Source organism: Sinobaca sp. SA16-1, assembly GCF_059510515.1.
Genome location: NZ_JCAKFL010000001.1, coordinates 641,554 through 666,243, shown reverse-complemented (window position 1 = coordinate 666,243; position 24,690 = coordinate 641,554). Strand labels below are relative to the sequence as shown.

Here is a 24,690-nt window from a genome sequence, read left to right as displayed (position 1 = left end):
TATGAAAATCATTGTGACCAGTATTTTTGTTCAGGATCAGGAGAAAGCGTTAGCTTTTTATTCAGACGTTTTGGGATTTATAAAAAAGCAGGATGTGCCGGCAGGAGAATTCAGATGGGTTACGCTTGTGTCACCGGGCGAAAAGGATGGTACGGAGCTGCTGCTTGAACCAAACAACCATCCGGCTGCCAGGGAATATCAAAGTAAGTTGTTTTCTGATGGTATCCCGGTAACGATGTTTGGGGTGGAGGATATTTATAAAGAATACGAGCAGTTAGTGAAAAAAGGCGTAACGTTTACGATGGAGCCGACCACTATGGGGGAGATCACCATAGCGGTTTTCGACGATACGTGCGGTAACCTTATTCAAATAGTAGAGCAGTAGATTTTTCGGGATTCTTAATGGAGCAGAAAAAAGTCGCTTTTCCATAAGGAAAAGCGATGCCCAAACAGAGTTTCCTTATTAAGGGGGCGAAGGGTAGAGGTAGTTATAGTATACCCTTTATTTGTAAAAATAAACATTAAATGTAATATTATTTTCAGCTGATTTAAATTAAATGGTTTAAAGAGAGAATATTCAGTTTTAAATAGGCTGATAAGCGAAATACTATGCCTTAAAATCAGATCAACCTGATGTAAGCTGTGCTTATCAGTGGGACGGTATCAGGTTAGATTAAGTAAGGTCAATAGCTTTTTTCAACAGGTTCCTGTACTTTCTCATCGAAAATGATTCATCTTTGGAAAGCAGTTCCACTTTATGATGAAGGTATACATATTTCTGAAAAAGCATCGTGGTTTTAAACGCTACGGGGAGGCTGTGCTCACAGACATGTTGTTTGGCATGAGAGGCGATAAGAGAGAAGTATAAAGCCATTTTGGGATCCGCTTCCAAGGTCGGGGCATCCAGCGCAATGGCCATGGCGAGGTTTAATTCGGCCAGTAGGGTACTTTCGCTTTCCAACGACTGTTGGAGCCACTCATGTGGATAAAGATAGAACCCGTAAAAGGGGGCAACACCAGCGACTTTGGCATTATAAGACGCATGGAGCAGCATATCCTCCACTCCCCTGGGAGGGCGCTTTAGGGCAGCGATCATTTCTTCGTACACGGCATAACGCATCGAGTATTTCATGATGACTTCCTTTCTGAGTAGAATTCCTTATGCATGAAACGTAAGGATGTCATAATACAATTATATCGCTATACTAAATTTTGTTTATTTTGTTGAATCATATTAGTGATAACCTGAAAGTATACGTTTTCACTAACAGGCCGGTTGGATGTTAGAAAAGCAGCTCTTTTCTGCAGGGCCTGGTGTTTATACCAAAGGGCCGCAGCCCGAAGGGAGACGGATAAATTACTTGGATCAACAGGTTCATGATCAGCAGAAGCCTGTAAAAAGAAGTTTTTCATTTCCTGGTCGGCTTCCATAGAAAAAAGCTCAAGGGCAGAAACCATCGCCTTATTTAAATGATGAACATAATAATAATCTGAACATTTTGAATACATTTTCCATACAGATGGATGAAAACAATACATATAAAAAGGGAGTAAAATCGTTATTTCTTCATTCCATTGAGCTGCTTTGAATATATTATCCACGGTATGAAAGGTCGGATCCAGTTCAGCTGATAGTGATTCATACACAGCGAAGTGAAATTCATTTGCCACGAAAATTCCTCTTTTCTCTACATGAATGCAACGAAATAGTGGGGTGGGAGGGCGGGAACTAGTTGAATGTAGGGGGATTTAGTTTGTTTGAAACGCGAAAGCGCCTGGTTCTATTGAATGCCTGTTAAGGGCATGACATAGTAAGATACATGATCAGCAGATGCACTGTCGTACTCTGCCATAGAAGAAATGTGAGTGGGTACAATAGCGACCACTTTTACTTTATAAGGACCCAGCTGAAACTCTTCGCCGAGCTCAAATCCGTTCCAATGTTCGATATCGGTGTCCGTATGGACTGAACGTTTAAGGGCTAGTAACGTATCTGCGAATAATTCTTCTGTGTCGCTCGTTTGACTGGGAATATAGATTAGGTTAATAAATGTGTTATTCGTTAAGTTCATTCATACCATCACACTCCGATTTATCGTTCTCTATAAAACATGTAATTCATTTATATATATTATATAACGAATTATAGGTTACATTAGAGTTTTGTCAACCAGATATTCCACAAAATTCAAGAAAAGGAATGGTTTTTCTGGAATAAAATCACCTAAAAAAGGCTTAGTATAGGAGAATATCCTGGTTTTTGATTGTTTTTAAATCAATTTTCAGTTTAAGTGTATATTTTAAATTTTCTTACAATATCACGTAATCTTATTTTTCTATATACAGTGAAAAAACCGGCCATTAATAGTATCTTTAGTGAAATTTGGCTGCCTTAAAAACAGCTTATTTATAAAAGTTATTCAGCTTGCTGGTGGAAGCAATATTTAAATACGTGCCGCCCCATTCGTAAGATTTTACCTGCGTCACTAAAATAAGGTCCTGGTCCCGTAGATAATCAATACTGTCTTTTAAATTTTCCTGTTGAATAGAATTTAAATAAACCCAAATATTAATGTCCGGCTGTTTTAACATGGTAGAAATATTCGAGCTGGTTAATTGATCTAGTGACTTTAAACACAATTCGGCTTGATTTCTTTCCCTTTCGTCCAGCTTCATCAGCTCACCTCTTTTGTTATATTAATATATCTATATAGTGACGAATTATTAGTTTTATTATTCGTTATATGAAACCATTTCGACATAGAAAGTATTAACCCTTTTATTTACAGTAAAAGTATATAAATGGGTGATTAGTAGCATTTAGATTGGGTTAAGGTAAGAAGGATTCTCTGTCGGATAGTTTATAAAATAAAGGAGATCGGCTGCCCTATATTTTTGAAAGGATTACAAAAAAACGGTTTTAACTTCGCAGTAGCTCGAATGATGCCGTTAAAGAAGGTGGTAAAGGAGGAGATCGTATCAAATGTTTTAATTTGTTCTTCTCAACTTATCTTTTACTGTTATGGAAAATAGCTATTCGTAATAAAAAGCAGGTCAGAACAAAGGAATCTGCTATGTTCCATCGGGAAAACACTTGTTTCGCCGTTTTGTTATCAGCGGGAACTGCCCGACTTGTATCAGCTATTATTCCCATATTATCAGTCGATCTTCGTCTATTTCCCCTCATTCAAAAAGACTATTGACTCAGGTGTCGATCTGATGTTACCGTGTCAAAAGACTCATTATTTACACTGATTCTATCTTATTTGATCTTTTCTCTCTATGTTATGCTGGGTGCATTAACACCTAAAGGGGGGTGAAAAATGATTCATCTTACGTACACCGATAACATTTTTTTCGATACGCACACGGAGTGGCTTACCTCCGACCAGTATCGTGTCTATATTCGATTCGCCCTGATGGATCTGATTAAGATTCATTTTGTCGACCGCCGCGAAAAGCCCCAATCGTGCTCCTAACGAGGGGCTTTTTTTATTTATACCGATGGTGTGGAGGGTGATGAAAAGAAAAGTTTTGCATTTGGACTTCCTATGCTATTAAAACTATTACCGCAATAATGGAGTAAAGAAAATATCAGAGGAAAAGTAAAAGAAAACAACGAATCAGGCTGGTGAGAGTAACTTTCTCACCAGCCTGATTCGTTGTTTTTAGGATGTAAATCGTTCAATTTGCAGTTTCAGCTTTTCACTTGAAGCATTCAGCTCTTCTGCTGAATAGGCCACGGTTTGAAGCGCTGTTAACTGTTCCTCGACGGAGGCGCTCACTTCTTCTGAAGTGGCTGCGCTCTCTTCTACAACGGCAGCGATTTCTGCGATGGAAGAGACAACGTCTTCTTTATTCTTTTCTATGCTCTTAATACTTTCACTCACTTGGGAAACGAGCGTACTCATTTCTGTATTCCGGGCGGCTATTTCATCAAATGAAGAGACCGTCGTTTCTGTAATCTCAAACTGCTCGGTAGACAATTTTCTTGCATCTGCCATTTCAGCAGAGGCTTTTGTTGTTTTTTCCTGGATGTCTTCCATTGAAACGCGGATATGCTTGGTGGCGCCGGATGTTTGTTCTGCAAGTTTGCGAACTTCATCGGCCACTACCGCAAACCCGCGGCCGTGTTCCCCGGCACGTGCGGCTTCAATCGAAGCATTGAGCGCAAGCAGGTTTGTTTGTTCGGAAATGGATGCAATCGTTCCTACAATAGAGGAAATCTCACTCATCTGATCCGATAGATTTTGTACCATATCTTCGACGCGGCCAATCATTCTATCTGTTTGTTCTGCCTTTTCCTGAAGAAAAGAAGTCTGTTCGCTGCCGGCTTTATTTGTTTCCTCGACTTTCAGAGCCTGTTGGTTTAATGAAGAGGTAAAGGCTGCCATCGCGGTAAGCTGTTCAGAAAGGTCTGTCGTCTTCCGTGAGGAATTTTCGGCAGAAGCCGCGGCATTTGTTGCTCCGTTCGCCACTTCTTGAATGGCACGCGTGATTTCTTCGCTGGAGGCCATTGTTTCTTCCGAAACAGAGCTTAGCTGTGACACGGCATCTGCGGACGTATGAACAGACTGGCGCACAGATTCGACGAGCTCCCGCAGGTTTGTCACCATTACGTTAAAGCTGGTTGTCAGTTCGCCCGTTTCATCTTGTGTCTTTACTACAATCTGACGAGATAAATCTCCTGCTGCCACGTGCTTAACCTCATCATTAAGCGCGCGGATAGGTTTGGTAATCCGACCGGCTATAAAGAAAACCGCAGCTGCGGTAAGCAGCATCAGAATGCCGGCAGCAATCGCTACGTCTCGAAGAAGCGCATTTACACCGGCATATACTTCTGATTCCGGCAGCACGAGGCCCAGCGTCCAGCCATTCTGCTCGAGCGGCACATAAGAGACGACAGCGTCTCCCTCCGGGAAGGAGGCTGACGCAGTTCCGCTGTCTTCAAAAGATGCGCTGATCCCTTCCAGCACAGGATCTTCTTCCAGGGAAGAGGCCTCAGGATGGGCAAGAAAGGCTCCGGTTTCATCCATTAGAAACGCCCAGCCGTTATCGCCGACTTCGATGTCTTCTGCCATCTGCTGAATTTCGCCGGCGTCCATATCACCTGAAACAACACCTGCAAATGTGCCATCCGGTTCGTAAAACGGGGTGCTTGTGGTAACTAGAAACGTATCAAGGGCTTCATCAAAATAAGGAGCTGTCCAGGAAGCTTCTCCTGTTTCTGCGCCAGCTGTATACCACTCATGAGAGGGGTAGTCGTATTCTGCCGTTTCATATTCATCGGTAAATACGACGCCGTCTCCATCTTCATAGCTGTAAGGACCGAAGTATTCGGTATCCGCGTCATAAGCAAACGGTTCAAACCAGACGCCGATGCCAAACGTTGCTTCATTTAATTGAACAAGGCGTTCCTGCAGCGCCTCGTAATCGGCCTGGGCAAATTCCGTGCCTTCCTCCCCAACCATTTCGGCAAGGGTTTCCCCGATGCGCTGGTGCTCTGTAAGCTGCTGTTCTATACTGCCGGCTGTTTCACCGGCCTGGTGGGCAAGACGATCTCTGATCTGGGTTTCTATTTCTCCTTTGGCAAAACTATAGCTGATGCCGGTGATCAACAGAACGACTACCATCATAATAGGGATAAAACTAAGCAGTTTGGTGCGTATCGACCATTTCATAAGCTTCTTCCTCTCGGCTTTTATTACTATATTTATATCGGAAGAACGCTCCATACATTCAAGAATAATTCGCTGATTCGTTACAGGGGCTATGTTTTTCTTGCAAGCAACCCTTTAATGATTTAGTATAGTTTACTGCCTACCTAACGTTAGGTTTTAATTATTACTTTATTAAAGAGGAGCATTAAAATGACTGGTAAAAACGTTCCCGTCACACGGAACATCACATTTATTCTATTATTTATTGCCAGTATTATGGCGGTAACGGGGTTTAGTATGTTTTTAACGACCACGACCTGGTATGTCATTACAGAACTTGATTCTGCTTCTACACTCGGGCTGGTTCTGATTGTCATCAGTGTGCCCCGCCTTGTGATGATGACGTACGGAGGCGTAGTCGCGGATAATTATAAAAAAACAACGATCATGTTCAGCACAAATTTGATACAGGCGTTTCTTTTGCTTGGGATTACATGGTTCATATGGAACGATACGATGACGATTGTCCTGCTTCTGCTGCTGGCAGGGGTATTTGGCATGCTGGATGCATTTTTTGGACCGGCCAGTACATCGATGCTCCCTAAAATAGTAGAGAGGCATCAGCTGCAGCAGGCCAATGCTTATTTCCAGGGGGTGGACCAGATTTCTTTTATAGCCGGTCCGATTATAGCGGGAATCATTATGGAAACGTCCTCGGTTACTGCCAGCTACTTTACCGCCGCCATACTGGTGGCTCTTTCGGCGCTGATCATTTTCCCGCCGTTTATAAAGGAAGGCCCGGTGGAAAACACGGTGAAGCAGACGCCGTTTCAGAATTTTAAAGAAGGTTTTGTCTATGTATACGGCTCTACCTTTTTACTGCTTGGCCTTATTATTCTGGTTACGCTGAATTTCTTTGTGTTCGGCACCCTTCATATAGCGATCCCTTTGCTGGTGGATGCCTATGGCGGCAGTCCGTTAAATCTAAGTTATATGGAAGTAAGCCTTGGCCTCGGAATGGTCACCGGTACTGTTATCCTTGGCAATTATATGATTGCAAAAAAAGGCCGGGCGATTTTGTACGGTCTGATAGCGGCTTTAGTGTTTTACCTGATTTTCGGTTTTGTACAGAGTTTAACAGTGTTGACTATTATTTTATTCTTCATCGGATTTGCGATGGCTTTTGTATTTATTCCGTTTTTTACGGCGGCTCAGGAAATGACGGAGAACCGGATGACAGGGCGGGTGATGAGCCTTGTATTCCTTGCTATGAATGGATTCGATCCAATCGCTTATGCTATCGTTAGTGTACTGACTACAGCAGGAATTCCAGTCCAGTTTATTTTATTGGGATTTGGAGCAGCGGGCATGGTGATTGCCATCACGATATTATTTAAAGCAAAAGCGTTTCAGCAGATTGTGCCGTAAACGAGAAAAATCACAGATAAAAGGAGAACATCCATGCGTACAAAAGAAAAAATCATCCAGGCAGGCACACAGTGTTTTGCTTCCAATGGGTATAAAACGACAACGATGTCTGAGATTGCCAATCGGGTAGGTATTAAAAAGCCATCTTTATACGCTCATTACGAGAATAAAGAAGCATTATTTCTTGATATATTCGAAAATGAAATAGAAGGCTATTTACAGTTCGTGCAAAACCGTATTGCCGAGGAGAGAGGGCAGTCGGTAAAAGAACAGCTGCAGGATCTTTTTTTTATCCATTCGATTAACAAGGATAATGAAATCAGCACCCGTTTTTATTATCGTTTTGTTCATTACCCGCCGGCCGGGCTGCAGGAATCTATTCTAGAGCAGTACAGGCAGGCGGATGCTTCGTTATCTTCAGCACTTGAAGACGTGTGGAACGATGGGAAAAAGCGTGGGGAAATTGATACGGAGCTGTCCAACGATCATATATACAATGCATTTTTTGCCTTAATTGATGGGTTGGCCAACGAAATGCGTCTATACGATAATAAGAAGATGAAAGAGCGCTCGAAGCTCGTCTGGGAAGTATTCTGGAGAGGCGTCCGGGCTGATTTCTCTCATGAAAGAAAAAGCTGATTACAGAAATCAGCTTTTTTTTATTTAATAACCAAACAAGTCCGGCTCTATTTTTCGTTCCATAGGTTCAACTTGTTGGAGAATATCCGTTATGACGTAGGAGGCGATGGCAGGAGAGGCGGTCACTCCAGGAGAGTCCAGACCAGCCAGGTGAATCAGCCGCGGATGCTTTTTGGACGGCCGGATATAAAAGTCCGGATCGGTGATGCTCGAGCGGATGCCTGAATAGTAGCGCTCCTCAAGGTCATAGGGAATCTCTTCTGCAAGCAGGTTGACCTCGTTTCGAATTTGATGGATTCCTTCTTTTGTCGGAAGAGAGGTATGGAAGCTTTTTTGTTGTGTATCGGTTGGCCCGAGGCGGATCGTTCCGTCCGGCTGCGGAATGATCAGAACACCTTTGGTCCGGCTTGTCGGCGGTGGATAGATAATATGTGTGATAAAGCCGGCGGCCTGTTTTCCGAGCACGACGTATTCGCCGCGTCTGGATATCGGTTCAAAAGGTACTTCGTCTTCTATCATGCCGGCTATCAAACCGGCGGCGGCACCAGCGGCATTGATGACAAACCTGCTTTGAAAAACAGCTCCTGCTTTCGTTTCGACTTCGAACCCAGTGCCGGATTTTTTTAGGGCTGTCACTTCGGTATTCGTATAAATCGCCGCGCCGTTGCGACGGGCGTTTGATGCCAGTCTTTCGGTCAGCATAGAAGTATCGGCACTCATGGCTTCCGGCATATACAGTCCGCCTTTAAGCGCTTTGTGAAGGTTCGGTTCCCGCTCCAGCATTTCGTCCCTGCTCCAGAGCGTGATCGTATGAATGCCTTCGGCTTCGCTCTGACGTTTCAGCCGGCGCAGTTCCTCGAGCTCTTCCTCCGTCCTTGCTGTAGCAATCGCGCCGTTATGAAACACGGGAACGTTAAAGCGTTCTGCCAGGGTCTGGTGAAGGAGGCTTCCTTTTACGCCAAGTGCCGACTTTAATTTTCCCTTATAAGGGGGCATCATAGCAGGGGGATGGACAAGGGCGCTGTTGTGAGTCGACTGAACCCCGGAGAGCGTCCGCCCCTTTTCCAAAACAACCGTCTGTCCCCGGCAGTGGGAAAGCTCACGTGCGAGAGCCGTGCCAATGATACCGCCTCCAATAATTAAAAAATCAATCATCTGCCTCACTCCTTTTCTGGACAAACCATCTTAAAGCGGGAGTAACGAAATATATCTTTATTGTAGAGGCGGAAAGAAGCGGGGAGCAATTTATCTGCCTGCAGGAAGGGAAGTGTTACGAAAGAGGAAGCAGAATCAATATTATTTATTATTAAATAATAAATATATATCGTATTTCGATATATTATCTGATAAAATGAAGACAAATAATAGAAGTGAGGTGTGCTTAATGAAAAAGGGCTCGACGCTGTTTTTAAAAGCAGCTGTTATTTTGATGGGGCTTCCAGTACTTGCTTTATGCATATTTTTGGTTCCGGAGATAGCTGGATTTGCAGCCTACCTGTATCCAGAAATGACGTTTATCAGCTATTTTGTTTATCTTGATTTATATGCAACGGCAATTCCTTTTTATTTTGCGCTTTATCAGGCTTTCAAACTGTTAAGCCATATTGATAAAAATCAGGCTTTTTCAGAACTCTCTATTCGTGCTTTGAAGAAAATAAAATACTGCGCCCTGATCATTAGTTTATTATATGTGGCAGGCATGCCGCTCTTCTACCTGCTGGGGGAGCGGGATGATGCCCCGGGTATTATCGTTATCGGAATGATCATGGTTTTTGCTTCAATGGTAATTACTGTTTTTGCTGCGGTTCTGCAGAAGCTTTTTCAAAATGCATTTGAAATAAAATCAGAAAATGACTTAGTCGTATGAGGTGGAAACATGGCTATCATAATTAATATCGATATAATGTTGGCAAGAAGAAAAATGAGTGTAACCGAGCTCTCAAACAGAGTAGGAATCACCATGGCAAACCTTTCGATTTTAAAAAACGGGAAAGCCAGAGCGATTCGATTAACTACGTTAGAGGCCATTTGTGAAGCATTGGAATGCCAGCCGGGCGATATTCTGGAGTATAAAAAAGACGAAGCGGCAGAGTGAAAGTAAAAATGTTCCTCTGCGTAATAGACGACAAAAATCGAGCAAAACGCGGAAAGCGTTCGTACTCGATTTTTTTATATGCTGAAGGAATAGTGATCGAACGATATCATCTACTTCACAGCCAGCCATATCTGGTTGGAGGATTCGGCACTGTAAGGATCAGGGTCAGTGTAAGCTTCGATGGCCGGCACATCAGCTATTTCATACCCATTCGACGGGATCCACTCGCTGTAGATTTGTTTCCACACTTCCGGCATGGCAGTTGGAGCAGGGCCGTGCACCTCAAAAACCACCCATTTGGTTTTGGGGAGGTCCAACCGATTTAAATCGGCTGGTGGTTCACCGATATGTTCCACTGCAATCCAGTAATCAATCGTATTCTTTTCTTCGTCATAGTTATCCGTAAGCCCCAGCAGGCCTTTCGTCTCGCTGTTCATTAAATCAACGAGTTTTCCGATTGTCCCATCCGAAGTAACCTGTCCCCAGAATTCCGCAATTCCCGTGGCTTCTTCGCCACACGGACATTCCTTTTTGATTCCCACGACATGAAACGCTTCTTTTTCCACAATCTGATAGTTCATCGGTTCGGCTCCTTTCAAATTCACCTGAATCGTCAGGCGGTTATAGGAATTCAGCTTTCCGATTCCTTTTCGTGCTTCGGTTGGGCTGACACCGTGCTGTTTCCGGAAAGCTTTTGAAAAAGCTTCAGGAGTGTCATAGCCATATTTATAGGCAATATCAATAATTTTGTTATCTGAGTTGGACAGCTCCTGTGCGGCAAGGGTAAGGCGGCGGTGCCTGAGGTATTCGCCGACGGACGTCTCTGTCAAAATCATAAACAAACGCTGAAAGTGAAAAGGAGATACATGTGCCTGTTTGGATATGGCTTCAATCGTTATATGCTCCAGTAGATGTGTTTCCATATAATCGATTGCCTTCTGCAATGATTCCACCAACGTCATATGCCCCACCCCTTAATTACATAATAAGGTATAACGTAACGAGCAGTCCTGTCATTTTATGCGCTGTCCGGACAGTATTTCAGCAAGCAGGTTCTTCATTTACTATTCTTCGGAACACGGTAAAATCCTGTTTGGAATCCTTAAAAAAGGGCAGACAAACCGCTTGACTGTTCCACTACTAAGTATTATTATATAGTTGTACTAAGTAGTACAGAGTAGATAAGGATAATCGTTTTAAAGGAGGATCTATGAAAGATCTAACGGAAATGTTTAAGGGCGTCCTGGAAGGTGTTGTGCTGCAGAAAATTCAAGGAGGCGAAACATACGGGTATGAAATTACCCGGTACCTGAATGAACTGGGCTTTGAAGATATTGTTGAAGGAACGGTCTATACGATTCTTGTCCGGCTGGAGAAAAAAGGATTGGTGGAAATCGAAAAGAAGAAATCCGAGCTTGGTCCGGCCAGGAAGTTCTACACGCTGAATGAGCAGGGCATGGAAAAGTTGAATGACTTTTGGAAGAGATGGGCCTTTCTTGAAGAAAAAATGACAGAAATAAAGGAGGGGAAACAAGATGTTAGCACAAAAATTTAAAAAGATGAGACAGGATAAAAGAGATTATCGTGCGTATCAAAAAAGAGTGAACGAACTGCCGGAAGAATACAGGCATGCAATGAAGGCAGTCGAGAAGTACATGTGGCATTATGCCAAAGGGGCGGGGATGTTTCTCATTTTAAAAAATATTCTGGACCTGTTTGAAAGCAGTGTAAGCGATGGATTAAGCGTAAACGAAGTTGTCGGAAACGACATAGCCGGATTTGCCGACGCGATCCTGGTGGAATATCCGGAAGAAACATGGATGGATAAATCGAGAAATGAACTAAGAAACTCTATAAAATAGTAATTTCTTATATAAATCATCTAATAAACGTTATATAGTTTTTAAGAAAAAAACACCTCCAAACGATCGTTTGTATTTTATACGATGACTGGAGGTGTTTATTGTATTATTAGAGAGATATTTAAATAACAGAAAGAAGCAGCAATACATATCAAGTACAGGGAGTTCATCTTATGTTTGTCAGCTTGCCTTTTATGTAACAAATGATGTATGTCATGCAAAGAAGCACTTTTTCTTTTGTAAAAGGCAGCATAATGGAAAAAAGAAAGGAGAAGCCATGAAAATCAAAATCGATATTGATCCTCAGTATGAGGGCGACCCGGTGATTATGATACAGGTAAAAGAATGGACAAAGGAGGTAGGAGCGGTGATGCAGCTGCTTGAAGATCATGCCCAGGATCCTGAGAAATCCAATGGACGTGAGAACATACTTACAAAACGGATCGTTGCGGTCGAAGAAGACCATTCTATTTTGCTTGAGCCAAAAGAAATTGATTTTGTTTTTGCCGAAAAGAGGAAAGTGTTTGCCATGGTTCATGAAAAATCATTGGAAATGAAGCAGAAGCTGTATGAGTTGGAGGAACTTCTTGCACCGTATGGATTTATCCGGTTTTCTAAGTCAGTGATTGGAAACATAAACCAAATGGACCGATTTGAACTATCCTTCAATGGAAACTTATGTGTGTATTTTAAGTCCGGCACAAAAGAATACGTAACGAGAAAATATGTGCACATACTAAAAGAACAGCTTGTTAATGGAGGTGATAGACATGATTCATGACATTACTATTAGAATATTCGGCGGCCTTGGAATAGCAGCGCTTGTGACGTTTATTGCCTTAACAATAGTTGTGCAGCAGTCTATAGACGTTCCAGTAGCAGATGTGAGAATGCACTTACTTGGAAGTATGATCACCGGTGCTTTCTTTAGTGTTGCGGCTCTCTTATTTTACATCGATTCCTGGAGTGCACTTAAACAGACCGTTGTACACTTCAGCGTATCTCTTGTTGTCCTTTTTCCGGTATTCACATTTTTGACTGGCTGGGTTCCATTAGAGCCACAGGCCTTATTAATCGGACTGGGAATTTTCACCGGGTCGTATGTACTGAACTGGATCATTTTCTATATGTACTTTAAACGGCTGGAGCAGCAGATGAATGACTCTATAAAAAAAGGAACAAGGTTTGGGTAAGTGATGGACGTTTGAGTATTTTCATGCCACTTAGCCTCTGCATAAGGCACCCTGCTTATAGAAAAGGCTGCCTTTATTGAATAAAAGGGTAAAAAGATCGATCATGACTGCAGGCGCGTCTATGATTGATCTTTTTATATTCTGCCAACATAGTGCATGTGGAATAAGCAGTTATCTCCTGACGAGAATTTATTTTAGTTGATATATCTATATGAAAATAATAGGTATGACATATTGTTTTATCCATTTTAAGGAAATATAATTAATATTTACTGGGTACTGAATTTTTAAGAAAAAAAGTGGTGGTATAAAACTATAAAGAACTGCTACATGAATCTGGAGGAACGTTATGGAAGAGAACTACATATGGGTAGCGGCAATCTTTTTTTATATCTTTATTATCTATTTTGGATACCGAGGGCCTCGGAAATATCAGCGGTATACTCAGCTTTCGCTGAAAAACAGACGATATGATGTGGATACGTTAGACTTTATGAATGAAAAGCCTTTAACTGTAGGCGCTTATTTTGAATCCTCTATGGATTCATTTATAGATTACCCTTATATTCGGATAAAGCCGAAGGAGACAGCAAAGAAAAACCGCCTATCTTTCAGCTATCCATGGAGTTTTGTAATGGGAAATCCTCCTCTCCGTTATAAAATATCAGAAGATATAAAGCGAAGCCGCAGAATGGAAGAATATGGGCGCGTTACGAAAATGCTGGGAGGAATGTATGTCTCCATTTTTCCGGGACGGCTGTCCGCATTTCTAAGAATGCTGCTGAATGGGATGGATTATTTATACTTCCTTTTATTTCTTGCAATGCCTATTATTATGACGGAGCATTCCATAAGGATCGGCACCTGGTCAATAGGGGATCTCCATAGTTATTCATGGTTTGTCTCTTCGTTTCTCTATTATATGATTATCCGTTTTGTAATAGAAGTGATTCAATATAGAATACAAAATACGTATTCGAAAATGATAGTGGAAAAAAGCGGACTATTTACAACAGATACCACAGTACGGGAGATTTTTCAGTATTTAAATCAGCAGTTTTTTCGTTACACCGCTTATTATGGGTTACTGATTCTCTTTACCATACTGATAATGTTCGGTTCTTCCATGATGTGAAGAACATTCGACAGCGGCAGATTTACATTGGAATGCTTATATTCGTTCCCAGCGGTTAAAGGATGCAGAACTATTTTCAATGGAAAGGTAAATGATATGAACATAAGAACAAGTAAAGAAACAGAAATAGATGAGTTGGTAGCGATATGGCATGAAGGATCATTAGACGCCCATCATTTTATTGACCATGCCTATTGGACGTCTCAACGGGAGCCAATGAAAAATACATATCTTCCGATGGCTGAAAACTATGTTATATGCAGGGACGCAGAGATCATAGGCTTTGTTTCCATGGTGGACAGCTGTCTGGCTGCGTTCTTTATTGATATAAAGCATCAGGGGAAGGGCTATGGAAGAGAGCTGCTGGATTTTGTTAAAGAACGATACAGACACATACAATTAAAAGTCTATAAGAAAAATCACCAGGCGGTTCAATTTTACTTGAGAAATGATTTTATAATCAAAGAAGAGCAGATAGATGAAGAAACGGGGGAAGCAGAGCTTGTAATGGAATGGACAGCAGTATAAATAGGTAAACAGCAAAAGGCCGAAATACGGGGAGGTGTCCTATGGAGAATATATTCTACGCCCTGATAAATATAGGATCAGCCTGTCTGTTTATGGCATTAGCTATTCCTTTATATAAAGAAAAAGTAAATATGAACAGCTTATATGGAGTGAAATTTCCGCAATCCTATGAATCAAATGACAAATGGTTTCGGATTAATAAATACGGCGGCAAACGAATGATAATCTGGTCCGTTCCTTTATTGGCAGCGGGAGTGATGCTGTTATTTGTTCCGTCGCTGGAGTCTCCGTATGAACTGCTGTTTAGTTTGAGTCCTGTCATTATACTAATACCAGTCATTGAAAGTTATCTATACGCTAGAAACCTGTAGTAAACAACAGAAAAAACATCCGCCCTTGGTAAAAGGTGGATGCTTTTTTGAATAAAACTTGTAGTGTGAGCGTGTTTACTGTGTAGTAATAATCGGACCATCTTTCGTAAGAATAATCGTGTGTTCGTATTGAGCTACAAAGCTTTCTTCGGTGAGAAAGGTCCAGCCATCGTCGGACTGGAACACTTCCTCTTCAAATGTAGAAATAAATGGTTCAAAAGCAAGGACCATGCCGTCTTTTAAAATTTCATCGTCCCGGCGGGAGTAATAATTGAGAATATTCTCCGGTGCTTCGTGAATGGAGCGTCCCACCCCGTGCCCGGTAAGGTTTTTGATAACTGTCAGGTCATTCCTCCTGGCGACATTATGTGCTGCTTTTCCGAGTCCGCTTTTCCTGGAACCTGGCTTTGCTTTTTGAAGACCGGCCTCGAATGCCTCTTTAGCCACGTCACATATTTCCTGTAAAATCGGCTCACTCTTTCCAACAACAAAAGAAATACCGGTGTCAGCGAAATAACCATTTTTTGATCCGGACACATCAATATTGACCAGGTCGCCTTCATGAATGGTGCGTTTTCCCGGAATTCCGTGTGCGACTTCTTCATTCACGCTGATGCACGTATAGCCGGGAAAGTCGTATTCTCCTTTTGGAGCAGAGACAGCGCCTGCTTTTTTAAACAGCTCTCCTGCCATATCATCAAGTTCTTTCGTCGTGATGCCCGGTTTAACGGCCTGAACTAATGTATCCCGGATTCCTCCGCAAATGGCACCAATTTCTTTTAATCCTGTAAAGTCCTCTTCTGTCTTTGCAATCATCGTAAATCCTCACTTCTAATCGTATTTTATCGTTATTATGTCATTTACATTAGGAAATAATACTATGTATCTATGCATTAAATGTGTGTAGTTGTATAGTATATCATGCCGTATTGCTTCATCCTATGCCTTCCTGAAAAACAAAGCCGCTAAATAATAGGAAAATATTTTTATTGGGATGTAGATATTTGGATGGGATACAACCAGATAAAAGACAAATAAATGCTAATAAAAAGCTTCAGCCTTTCCTGCAAAAGGCTGAAGCTTTTTACGTAGAAATAGAGTATTTCATCTCTTTGTTCCATACTTGTGCTTTTGTTAGCGCATGCGGATCATGACTAATTTCGTTTGGCTTATTGGCTTTTCCAATAATATAGTCCGTAAATTCGATCCCCACGTATTCAAAAATATAATGAGGTACTGTTGGTATTAAAGGATGATGTTTCTTCTATAGATAGCATCTGTTTAAAAGGGTATTAAAATAAGGTTTATACAAAAACGAGAAAGGATATACGTGCACTATACTTCCTTTTACTATAGAAAAAACAGCCTTTTTACAACGTGGCTGTTTTAACTGTATACCAGCCTATTTTTAAACAAGCAAACTAATATAGAGGGAGAACATAATGTCCAATCAACCTTCACGATATTTTCAATTCTTAGGCGGAAAAAACCTAGTGTACACCCTAGGTTTACTTTTGTTTATTGGTGTCATTATTTGGGTCTACTCTCATATTTCATTTATCTTTCATCCCTTTATGGTGATTATCGAAACCATAGCCCTGCCATTGATTTTGGCTGTAGTGGCATATTACTTATTACGTCCTATTGTGACCTTTTTAGAGAAGAGAGGAGTAAAACGTCTCATCAGTATATTGATTATTCTCTGTTTATTAATTGGGTCCATTGTTGTACTGATAGCAGCGATAGTCCCTTTTTTAGAACGCCAAATAATCGAGCTGTCTCAAGCGTTCCCAGATTACATAGCGGAGATGGGTACGGGGATGGATAGGTGGTTGCAGCATTCCATTTTTCAAGACATGTACGCGAGTATGTCTTCCAGTATCGATTCCTTTGTAACCGATCTTCCCTCTACTATATCTAGTTATGCGGGGGAAACCTTCTCTGGATTAGCTGCTGTGGTGGCTCAGGTGACAACTATCGTGGTAGCAATTATCACATTGCCGTTTATTTTATTTTATTTACTTAAAGAGGGGGAGCGATTTCCTCAAGCTCTGTTGCGGTTGTTTCCGCCCAAAATAAGGGGAGACGCGGCTAAAATTATCCACGATATTGATCACCAAATTGGTTCGTATATTCTCGGTCAACTGCTTGTTAGTTTATGTATTGGGGTGAGCATGTATATTGGCTTTCTCATTATAGGGTTGGATTATGCTCTTCTTTTAGCGGCAATAGCTAGTGTGACAGCTATTGTTCCTTATTTAGGGCCGGCCATTGCGATTACTCCAGCTTTCATCATTGCGGTGGTGACTTCTCCCTTTATGGTAGTTAAATTAATTATTGTTTGGACGGTTGTCCAGTTATTGGAAGGGAAATTCATTTCTCCGCAAATTATGGGGAAACGGCTGCGCATTCACCCCGTTACGGTTATTTTTATTTTGTTGAGCGCGGCGCATTTGTTTGGTGTGCTTGGCGTTATTTTAGCGATTCCATCGTATGCTATTTTGAAAGTTATCGTGATTCATCTCTTTCAATTACTGCAACTTCGTTTTAATCAGTATGCTTCTCCAGATAATCAATATGATATTAACTACAACCACGACGATTTAACATCGGGTAAATAAATTTTATTCACAGCAAATGGCTATCATCCTCTTATCAGAAAAGACATTAGAGAAAAAAATCCCCCCACACTTTTTGGAGAGGGTGGGGGAATAAACTAGTTAGATTCTAATTTTTTTTATGTGATGCATTATCGATAGAACTATTTTCGAATACGGCCTCATAGCTGCGGCTCTCATATCAGGATTCTCTCTAACACACTTTAATATTCTTTCCATCTTACGGGACATAGCACAGTTCACTATCAGGTTGCAGGTGTTTTATAGTGTCTCAACGTATGCTTCCCGTCATTTACAGAAAAGAGGGTTTTTCATTTTACATTCGATCATTTTTGCGCTTTCTCATAACATAATCTGCAAAAAGCTCTCCTGTAATTAAACTAACCACATATAATAAAAGAAGGACTATAAGTAACAATAGAACCACATAGCCCACTATCCCGATAAATAATATCGTAGAGTTAAACAGAATTAAATACAAACTGCCAAGTAGTAAAAGTATAGCTATACCTGACGCTACACGTGTTATGGTGTTAGAATTCAGCTTTTTATCCTTTGTGTTAAATAAATTCATGTTTGGTATCCCTCCTGTCCTTTTAAATTATTTCGAAAATATAAATTTTATTTGTTTTTTTATGCAACCTACTAGTACAGACAATGTCGTTTAATCGAATAAAACCATCGAATTAAATGGAGCAAGGGCCATTGGGCTATTTGTAACTCACCTATTTTATGTGTTCTTTTTTTCCGTTTTTTTGAAACCGTTTGAGGAAAAGGAGGAGGACCCACAAAGCGGCTACGCCTAAACCAACGTAAGCAATAGACGAATAAAGATCCAAAAACCCTAAAATATCTATCCATGATTCCCCCACAGCGGCTCCTAGATTCACTAAAACAATGTTCCAAATCAGGGTCCCAGCTGTCGTAAAAAGAAGAAAAATAGTAATGTTCATTTTAGCCATCCCTGCCGGAATGGAAATCAAGCTTCGCACCAACGGAATCATGCGACAAAAAAAGATCGTCCAAACGCCATACTTTGCAAACCAGGCATCGGCCCGTTGAACATCTTTTTTCGATAGCCGAAGATAGCGACCGTATTTTTCCACAAAGATTTCCATCCGGTCGACGTTGATTAAACGGCCAATGCCATAAAGAATCATTGCTCCAAAAACGGATCCCAAGGTGGAAGCTACCACGACGCCTGGGATATGAAGAGCGGAGGTGGTCGTCATAAAACCACTAAACGTTAAAATGATTTCAGATGGAATCGGAGGGAAAATGTTTTCCAAAGCAATAAGAAAAAAGACGCCCCCGTATCCAAATCGTTCGATAAAATCGATAATCCACTCTTCCACCACAGTCTCTCCTTTATTCTCTATTGCTACACGTTAGGATGGGAAAAAGGGTACCCCAAGTACAAAATGGAGGATGGCAAAAGTCACGACCATCAAACCTAATCCGACTCCTATAACGGTTAAAGCTTCTTTTCCCGCCTGATAATCTCCTTTAGCCATTTCTCTCTCCCCATTCCTTTCCCGGTTTTTCATGAAAGACCCCCCCTTTAGAGAATCTAAGGCAATTTATAATTACGCGCAGGGCTGCCGATGGGCCGGTGTTATTTCAAATACGGCTGGAGATATGGCAGGCAGCTGGAACGCTTTTTGTATTCACTGGAGAGCAGATCAATACTTTAGAAAAAAACGGGTAATCCGCCTCCTGTCTGATTCATGTAGATGTGCTTTATTTGTAGCTGGTAGAGCTTTCTATAGGTGCCGCGGTTTCCTGCGGTACTCTTTTATCTTTGGATAGTATCCACCCGGCTGCCGCAATACCGATCAGCACAATATAAAACGAAGTTTTCCAAAGAGTGGATTCCGCAAAATGTTCCGGCAGTACCGATAAAGCGGGATGGGAAAGGGTATGAACCATCAACTTCACCCCAACCCAGCCGACAATAGCAAACGCGGCAATTTCCAGCCCTGGTCTTTTTTCGAGCAGGGTAACAAACCGGCCGGCTGCAAATCGCATAATCACGACGCCAATCAGTCCGCCTGTCAGAATAACGAGAAACTGCCCGCCGTCCATTCCGCCTATTATGGGCAGGTTGGTCCGGGGCAGTGTCACCGCCAAAGCGACGGCGGCGAGAATGGAATCGACCGCAAAGGCAATATCTGCTACTTCCACTTTTGCTACGGTACGCCAGAACCCTGCAGGCTTTTCGGCATGTTCCGGCGTCTTTTTTTCCAACGCGCCTTCTTTATGGAACCAGACTTTTCGGATAATATGATGGAGCGCAATCAATAAGAGATAGAGAGCCCCGATGGCCTGTACCTGCCATACGTCAATGAGAAACGATATAATGAACAAAGAGGCAACACGAAAGAAAAACGCCCCCGCCAGTCCATAAAATAACGCTTTTTTCCTCTTTTCCGGCGGCAGCTTTTTGACCATCACGGCGAGGACGAGCGCATTATCAGCAGCCAGCACTCCCTCAATAAGTATCAAAACGATAAGGACCCATCCATATTCCAGCAGCAAACTAAATTCCATGTTTATCTTCTCCTTTTCAAGATAAACCTGGTACCCTGACGCGATATGAATTTTGCGCAGATACACAAAAAACCTTCACCGCTGAGGCGGTGAAGGCACAAAAAAGCCTTCACCCGTCTCATAGGTAAAGGTCTCGCTAACAGCGCAAGGCTGCCAATAAAACCGGGGATTGCTCCCGTCCTGACGATTTTATTGAAAAAGCTACTCCCCTTTTTCCAAAGGATATCAAGTTATTTCTTATAATGTATCCTTCTATTGCCTCTTTGTCAATCTTATTTTATTCAGGCTCGATAGAAGAGAATAATAATAAGTAGTTCCTTGTTTATTGCTGGGTTTTTTAATACATTGTATAAGCAGTAATTATTTATACTCCATTAGAAAAGTAGGATGGCATAGGGTGAATGGTTCGTTGCTTTTGTGTTTGGAATGGTAGAGGGATGGACAGAATTTGCGCCCATTTCTTCTACAGGCCATATGATTATTATCGATAATATGTTATTTCAGTCAGCAGAACTCTTTACACAGGAAGTAGCAAATACGTTTAAAGTCGTTATCCAGCTGGGCTCTATTATGGCTGTAGTGATCGTATTTAAAGATCGCCTTATTCGAAAAGGAACTTCTTTAAACATTTGCTCCATTTAGTGGTACTATACCAATATGGCGCCATATGAAAAGAAAACCGGCGCATGACTTGTTTTCTTGTTTTTAAATTTAGTTTTATGTATTATTAAAAAAACAATATACACATAATGGAGGAAAAAGAAGAATGTCCATGTCATCACAACCAACTAATCGCGACACCGATGACCCACTCTCGATTAGATCCGTCCCCACTGTAGAGAATTTTGATGATTGTACACGGGCCCATTTAAGAAATGAAGTGGGAGATCCCTTATGTTGATAGCCATACTAACTCTACTGCTGGGCATCATCGTGATTCTTGCTATCATCGCCGCCAATGGGTATTTCGTTGCGCAGGAGTTTGCCTATATGTCTGTTGACCGTTCCCGTCTGGGTGCACTGGCCGATGAAGGCGATAGTGCAGCTAAACAGGCGTTGGCGGTCACCAAGCGGACATCTTTTATGCTTTCCGGCGCTCAACTGGGTATTACGGTTACGGGTCTGCTTGTCGGGTACGTGGCTGAACCGCTTGTCGGACAAAGTTTGGGCATCCTGCTCGGTGGGGTTGGCGTGCCTGCTGCGGTTGGCATTTCGGTCGGTACCATACTGGCTTTGGTTCTAGCGACGATTGTACAGATGATTTTTGGAGAGTTGTATCCCAAAAACCTCGCCATTGCTAACCCTGAACCGTTGGCCCGGGGGCTTGCCCGTTCAACGAATATTTATCTTATTGTTTTCGGGTGGTTGATTGCAATTTTTGATAAGTCAGCCAATGGATTTTTACGGCTGTTAAGAATCGAACCGGTTCATGACCTTGATAGCAGCGCAACCGCACGCGACCTGGAGCACATTGTGGCCGATTCCCGCGAAAGCGGGGATTTGCCAAAAGAGCTGTCTATCATACTTGATCGCATTCTTGACTTTCCGCAGCGCGATGTTGAACATGCGATGATCCCGCGCTCGCGCGCGGATATGATCGAACCGGATATTACGATTGGGGAGGTACGGTCCTTGATGGCCAAGGCACACACCCGCTACCCGGTTATTAATACCGAGGATGAACCAGTCGGGGTGGTGCATCTCGTCGATGTGTTAGCCTCGCCTTTGGCTGCCGATGCCCCGGTTTCTGCGATTATGAAGCCACCGCTGGTCCTTCCTACCGTGGTGGCTCTGCCGGAGGCACGAGCGCAGATGATCGATTCGCAGAATGCCCTCGCTTGTGTCATTGATGAGTATGGCGGGTTTACCGGCATTCTAACCTTAGAAGACTTGGCTGAAGAGGTGGTCGGTGAAATCTCCGATGAACACGACGATGAACTACCGATGGTCGTTGAGTCTGATAAGGAAGGGGCCTGGCAGATGGGCGGAGATGTTCATGTCGATGAGGCCGAACGCGAAATCGGTTATCAACTGCCGCGCGGCGATTATGAAACAATGGCTGGAATGCTTATTGCTTATGGTGGTACCCTCCCAGCCCTTGATGAAACAATCAGGGTCGAGTTACCAGAAGATCCCGCTGATCTTGTACATGATGAACCGGTCCGCCGCTACTTACAAGCGAAAATAGTCGAGATAGACAGACGGGTTCCCACTTTAATCTACCTGACACTGGATGAATCGGAAGTCCATACAGAATCAGGATCAACGTCGGCTCCGCTCAGGAGGGGGAACAATGACTAACCCCTGGATTATTCTAATCGTGACCACAGGAATCATTGCACTCAGCGCGTTCTTCGTCATTATTGAATTTGCCCTTCTTGGAGCCCGTCGGCACCGGCTTGAAGAGGCTGCGGTAACCAGCCGCGGGGCCCGTGCTGCCCTGCGGTCGGTGAATGAACTTACCGTCCTGCTTGCCGGGGCCCAGCTGGGAATCACGGTGTGTACGTTCGCTCTTGGTGCGGTGACCAAACCGGCTGTCGATGCCTGGTTTTCCCCTGTCTTTACGGAGACAGGAATTCCATACTGGCTGGCGGACGGAACTTCTTTCGTCTTATCCCTGCTGATTGTAACGTTCCTGCATCTCGTTATTGGCGAAATGGCACCGAAATCATGGGCTATCGCTCATCCTGAAAAATCGGCTATTCTGATCGGTGTACCTGCACGCCTCTTTATCTGGCCATTCCGCCCTCTGCTTTCGTGGGTCAATGGGATTGCCAATCGGCTCGTGAAAGCTTCGGGCGTCGAACCAGTCGAGACGGCCGCGATTGGGGGGCAGAATGCGGCGACGATCCGCCACCTTGTAGAACATTCGGCTAACGTCGGTGCACTCGATGCCTCCATGCGCACGCCGATTTCAGGCGCGCTTGATCTGGAAACCATGCAGGTCGCTGATTTGATTCCAAAACAAAGTTCTCCCACAACGGTAGCATCAGATGCTACCGTCTATGATGTCCAAAGGGCTACAGAACAGTCCGGTCACAAACGCATTCTTCTCATAACCGAGGGGGAGGCAATTCCAGAAGTCGTTCATGTGCGCGATACGCTGCTCGAGCCGGCAGACCGGCCGGCCAGGGAGCTTGCTCGCCCGGCGTTCGTCCTGCCCTCAAAAACACTCCTGCATGAAGCTCTTACAAGCATGCGTCGGTCCAGGGAGCAGCTGGCGGTGGTCATGGATGGCTCCGAGTTCCTGGGGGTTGTCACCATTAACGACGCCTTGAACAACGTGCTTCCTCGCATGAACAAAAAGTAACCATAACACTTATACTTTCACAGAGGAATACTGGGAAGAATATAGTGTATGATTCCACAAGGAAACAGGCGCAGTGCGCATTGTTTCCTTGTTTTTATTTACAAAAGAAAAGCGATTATAGGTGATCATTTAAAGTAATGGAGAGTCAATAGAGAGATGATCGGCAATAAGTTTAAAATAAGAATAGAAGGATGAGAAATGAAAGAAAGTAGGTATGGTTGTGACCAATGATACACAGACTCCCAAAGAGCCAAACGGCTGTAGATGGCGTAAGGGAATTATTGTTTTATTTAGTATGTATATGACGGCGCTGTTCTACGTGACGCTTTTTGCCTGGAACTATGGCTCTTCCTATGGGAATCAGGGGCCTGGCAACCGAAATTATAACCTGCAGCCCTTGGAGAGTATTGTAAATATTACGTTATACAGTGACAATCTCATCGATCCACTCGTCATCTTGGCTGGAAACATTGTTCTGTTTTTTCCTTTTGGCCTGCTGTTGGGATTATGCATTCGTTCCAGGGACAAAATAATATGGGTGGTGCCATTTTTGGCCTGCCTGGTGTCCGTTGGTATTGAATCAGTTCAATTTGCCTTTACATACCGGGTTGCCGATGTGGACGATGTTATGTTAAATACTGCTGGAGGTACGTTAGGCAGCTGGACTGCTTTTTGTATTCGCTGGGTCGCAGGTCAATATTTTAGAAAAAAGCGATCTAGCTAAACAACACTAGAATAAAAGATGTTTTTTAAATGATAGACAGGCGCAAGCATTCGAGGTTTTTATAGTTTGTTCTTTTTTCAGAAGGCCAGCTCCACTATACTTATATTAATAAAACAACAAATTAAATCTCGGTTTATTCGTTCGTCCGTAAAGTCATTAGACTTTACGGACGTTATTTGCGTTCTATCCATAAAGTGCAATCTTTTAAATAATAGAAGAGAATGACTAATAATCAAAAGCAGCCAGCAGCTATGGCGGCTTGATCTCCTGGTTAAGAATTTACTGCTATACAGCGACTAATATTAAAAATGATAAAATAAAAGGACTTAAGAATCATAAAAAAATCATAATATGTTATGAAAATAGAAATTGATAAATATTAATAACAAATAAGAGACTTTATATCTATTAATTTAATGAAAAAATTAGTATTCTAAATAAAACAAGTTCTTATATACTAATATATAGGGATGAAACATTGACACTTTGGTAGTAATTTATTATGGTGAACAAAATATGAATACAATATATAAAGTTTTTATTATAAGTTTCTTCATATTCTAAAAAACATTGTGTA

General features: G+C 42.5%; 29 protein-coding genes and 1 pseudogene. 18 read left to right on the top strand and 12 right to left on the bottom strand.

Annotated elements, in window-relative coordinates; all coding sequences use genetic code 11:
- Position 1: 1 nt before the first annotated feature.
- Positions 2-385: a VOC family protein gene (locus AC5W2J_RS03260; protein ID WP_496058051.1), complete on the top strand. Its 384-nt coding sequence runs from the start codon at positions 2-4 to the stop codon at positions 383-385.
- 288 nt (positions 386-673) lie between these two features.
- Here the strand turns inward: AC5W2J_RS03260 and AC5W2J_RS03255 are convergent, their stop codons facing one another.
- The 4 genes from AC5W2J_RS03255 to AC5W2J_RS03240 all read right to left on the bottom strand — a co-directional run bounded on the left by AC5W2J_RS03255 (position 674) and on the right by AC5W2J_RS03240 (position 2,676).
- The gene (locus AC5W2J_RS03255) at positions 674-1,132 is read right to left on the bottom strand and encodes a hypothetical protein (protein WP_496058050.1); all 459 of its coding nucleotides are present in this window, start codon (positions 1,130-1,132) and stop codon (positions 674-676) included.
- A 68-nt stretch (positions 1,133-1,200) separates the two neighbouring features.
- A complete protein-coding gene (locus AC5W2J_RS03250) occupies positions 1,201-1,671 on the bottom strand; it encodes a hypothetical protein (protein ID WP_496058049.1) in 471 nt (156 codons plus the stop codon).
- A 110-nt stretch (positions 1,672-1,781) separates the two neighbouring features.
- Positions 1,782-2,072: a hypothetical protein gene (locus AC5W2J_RS03245; protein WP_496058048.1), complete on the bottom strand. Its 291-nt coding sequence runs from the start codon at positions 2,070-2,072 to the stop codon at positions 1,782-1,784.
- A 331-nt stretch (positions 2,073-2,403) separates the two neighbouring features.
- Positions 2,404-2,676 carry a hypothetical protein gene (locus tag AC5W2J_RS03240; RefSeq protein WP_496058047.1) on the bottom strand — a complete coding sequence of 91 codons (273 nt, stop codon included), beginning with the start codon at positions 2,674-2,676 and terminating at the stop codon, positions 2,404-2,406.
- Positions 2,677-3,323: 647 nt separating this feature from the next.
- Here AC5W2J_RS03240 and AC5W2J_RS03235 point away from each other — a divergent pair.
- Positions 3,324-3,479, top strand: a complete 156-nt coding sequence (locus AC5W2J_RS03235) for a hypothetical protein (RefSeq protein ID WP_496058046.1) — start codon at positions 3,324-3,326, stop codon at positions 3,477-3,479.
- A gap of 189 nt (positions 3,480-3,668) precedes the next feature.
- Here the strand turns inward: AC5W2J_RS03235 and AC5W2J_RS03230 are convergent, their stop codons facing one another.
- A complete protein-coding gene (locus AC5W2J_RS03230; RefSeq protein ID WP_496058045.1) occupies positions 3,669-5,681 on the bottom strand; it encodes a methyl-accepting chemotaxis protein in 2,013 nt (670 codons plus the stop codon).
- Between the two features lie 189 nt (positions 5,682-5,870).
- On the opposite strand from AC5W2J_RS03230, the gene AC5W2J_RS03225 reads away from it, so the two are divergent.
- Positions 5,871-7,088 (top strand): MFS transporter, encoded by a 1,218-nt coding sequence (locus AC5W2J_RS03225; protein ID WP_496058044.1) that lies wholly within the window; start codon positions 5,871-5,873, stop codon positions 7,086-7,088.
- Between the two features lie 33 nt (positions 7,089-7,121).
- A complete protein-coding gene (locus tag AC5W2J_RS03220) occupies positions 7,122-7,727 on the top strand; it encodes a TetR/AcrR family transcriptional regulator (protein WP_496058043.1) in 606 nt (201 codons plus the stop codon).
- A 24-nt stretch (positions 7,728-7,751) separates the two neighbouring features.
- Here the strand turns inward: AC5W2J_RS03220 and AC5W2J_RS03215 are convergent, their stop codons facing one another.
- Positions 7,752-8,882: an NAD(P)/FAD-dependent oxidoreductase gene (locus tag AC5W2J_RS03215; protein ID WP_496058042.1), complete on the bottom strand. Its 1,131-nt coding sequence runs from the start codon at positions 8,880-8,882 to the stop codon at positions 7,752-7,754.
- A 229-nt stretch (positions 8,883-9,111) separates the two neighbouring features.
- Between AC5W2J_RS03215 and AC5W2J_RS03210 the strand changes: the two genes are divergently transcribed.
- Positions 9,112-9,594, top strand: coding sequence for a DUF2975 domain-containing protein (locus tag AC5W2J_RS03210; protein ID WP_496058041.1), 483 nt, complete (start codon positions 9,112-9,114; stop codon positions 9,592-9,594).
- A gap of 9 nt (positions 9,595-9,603) precedes the next feature.
- Entirely contained in the window at positions 9,604-9,822 is a 219-nt protein-coding gene (locus AC5W2J_RS03205; RefSeq protein ID WP_496058040.1) for a helix-turn-helix domain-containing protein, read from the top strand.
- A 110-nt stretch (positions 9,823-9,932) separates the two neighbouring features.
- On the opposite strand, the gene AC5W2J_RS03200 is transcribed toward AC5W2J_RS03205, so the two are convergent.
- On the bottom strand, positions 9,933-10,784 hold the full coding sequence (locus AC5W2J_RS03200; protein WP_496058039.1) for an AraC family transcriptional regulator: 852 nt from the start codon (positions 10,782-10,784) through the stop codon (positions 9,933-9,935).
- 248 nt (positions 10,785-11,032) lie between these two features.
- Here AC5W2J_RS03200 and AC5W2J_RS03195 point away from each other — a divergent pair, with 248 nt between their 5' ends.
- The 7 genes from AC5W2J_RS03195 to AC5W2J_RS03165 all read left to right on the top strand — a co-directional run bounded on the left by AC5W2J_RS03195 (position 11,033) and on the right by AC5W2J_RS03165 (position 14,911).
- Positions 11,033-11,377 (top strand): PadR family transcriptional regulator, encoded by a 345-nt coding sequence (locus AC5W2J_RS03195; protein ID WP_496058038.1) that lies wholly within the window; start codon positions 11,033-11,035, stop codon positions 11,375-11,377.
- Positions 11,358-11,684 carry a DUF1048 domain-containing protein gene (locus tag AC5W2J_RS03190; RefSeq protein ID WP_496058037.1) on the top strand — a complete coding sequence of 109 codons (327 nt, stop codon included), beginning with the start codon at positions 11,358-11,360 and terminating at the stop codon, positions 11,682-11,684. The genes AC5W2J_RS03195 and AC5W2J_RS03190 overlap by 20 nt, the downstream gene beginning before the upstream one ends.
- Before the next feature lie 277 nt (positions 11,685-11,961).
- Positions 11,962-12,465 carry a LytTR family DNA-binding domain-containing protein gene (locus AC5W2J_RS03185; protein ID WP_496058036.1) on the top strand — a complete coding sequence of 168 codons (504 nt, stop codon included), beginning with the start codon at positions 11,962-11,964 and terminating at the stop codon, positions 12,463-12,465.
- Complete coding sequence (locus AC5W2J_RS03180; RefSeq protein ID WP_496058035.1) at positions 12,455-12,877, top strand: DUF3021 domain-containing protein; 423 nt, start codon at positions 12,455-12,457, stop codon at positions 12,875-12,877. Before AC5W2J_RS03185 ends, AC5W2J_RS03180 begins: the two co-directional genes overlap by 11 nt.
- A gap of 493 nt (positions 12,878-13,370) precedes the next feature.
- Positions 13,371-14,012: a hypothetical protein gene (locus AC5W2J_RS03175; protein ID WP_496058034.1), complete on the top strand. Its 642-nt coding sequence runs from the start codon at positions 13,371-13,373 to the stop codon at positions 14,010-14,012.
- Between the two features lie 96 nt (positions 14,013-14,108).
- Positions 14,109-14,540 (top strand): GNAT family N-acetyltransferase, encoded by a 432-nt coding sequence (locus tag AC5W2J_RS03170; RefSeq protein ID WP_496058033.1) that lies wholly within the window; start codon positions 14,109-14,111, stop codon positions 14,538-14,540.
- 41 nt (positions 14,541-14,581) lie between these two features.
- Positions 14,582-14,911 carry an SdpI family protein gene (locus AC5W2J_RS03165; protein ID WP_496058032.1) on the top strand — a complete coding sequence of 110 codons (330 nt, stop codon included), beginning with the start codon at positions 14,582-14,584 and terminating at the stop codon, positions 14,909-14,911.
- A 75-nt stretch (positions 14,912-14,986) separates the two neighbouring features.
- Here AC5W2J_RS03165 and map read toward each other — a convergent pair whose 3' ends face one another.
- Positions 14,987-15,727, bottom strand: coding sequence for a type I methionyl aminopeptidase (gene map, locus AC5W2J_RS03160; protein ID WP_496058031.1), 741 nt, complete (start codon positions 15,725-15,727; stop codon positions 14,987-14,989).
- Between the two features lie 626 nt (positions 15,728-16,353).
- Here map and AC5W2J_RS03155 point away from each other — a divergent pair.
- Entirely contained in the window at positions 16,354-17,532 is a 1,179-nt protein-coding gene (locus AC5W2J_RS03155; protein WP_496058030.1) for an AI-2E family transporter, read from the top strand.
- A 313-nt stretch (positions 17,533-17,845) separates the two neighbouring features.
- Here AC5W2J_RS03155 and AC5W2J_RS03150 read toward each other — a convergent pair whose 3' ends face one another.
- The 4 genes from AC5W2J_RS03150 to AC5W2J_RS03135 all read right to left on the bottom strand — a co-directional run bounded on the left by AC5W2J_RS03150 (position 17,846) and on the right by AC5W2J_RS03135 (position 20,079).
- Positions 17,846-18,103, bottom strand: coding sequence for a hypothetical protein (locus tag AC5W2J_RS03150; RefSeq protein WP_496058029.1), 258 nt, complete (start codon positions 18,101-18,103; stop codon positions 17,846-17,848).
- A 151-nt stretch (positions 18,104-18,254) separates the two neighbouring features.
- A complete protein-coding gene (locus tag AC5W2J_RS03145; RefSeq protein ID WP_496058028.1) occupies positions 18,255-18,884 on the bottom strand; it encodes a DedA family protein in 630 nt (209 codons plus the stop codon).
- A 33-nt stretch (positions 18,885-18,917) separates the two neighbouring features.
- Positions 18,918-19,076, bottom strand: coding sequence for a hypothetical protein (locus AC5W2J_RS03140; RefSeq protein ID WP_496058027.1), 159 nt, complete (start codon positions 19,074-19,076; stop codon positions 18,918-18,920).
- A 193-nt stretch (positions 19,077-19,269) separates the two neighbouring features.
- Entirely contained in the window at positions 19,270-20,079 is an 810-nt protein-coding gene (locus AC5W2J_RS03135; protein ID WP_496058026.1) for a TerC family protein, read from the bottom strand.
- Positions 20,080-20,496: 417 nt separating this feature from the next.
- Here AC5W2J_RS03135 and AC5W2J_RS03130 point away from each other — a divergent pair.
- The 4 genes and pseudogenes from AC5W2J_RS03130 to AC5W2J_RS03115 form a co-directional block, all read left to right on the top strand.
- Positions 20,497-20,685 (top strand): annotated as a pseudogene (locus AC5W2J_RS03130) (undecaprenyl-diphosphate phosphatase); the annotation flags it as partial.
- 288 nt (positions 20,686-20,973) lie between these two features.
- A complete protein-coding gene (locus tag AC5W2J_RS03125; RefSeq protein ID WP_496058025.1) occupies positions 20,974-22,380 on the top strand; it encodes a hemolysin family protein in 1,407 nt (468 codons plus the stop codon).
- Positions 22,373-23,389: a CNNM domain-containing protein gene (locus AC5W2J_RS03120; RefSeq protein WP_496058024.1), complete on the top strand. Its 1,017-nt coding sequence runs from the start codon at positions 22,373-22,375 to the stop codon at positions 23,387-23,389. Before AC5W2J_RS03125 ends, AC5W2J_RS03120 begins: the two co-directional genes overlap by 8 nt.
- A gap of 220 nt (positions 23,390-23,609) precedes the next feature.
- Entirely contained in the window at positions 23,610-24,113 is a 504-nt protein-coding gene (locus AC5W2J_RS03115) for a VanZ family protein (RefSeq protein WP_496058023.1), read from the top strand.
- Positions 24,114-24,690 lie beyond the last annotated feature (577 nt).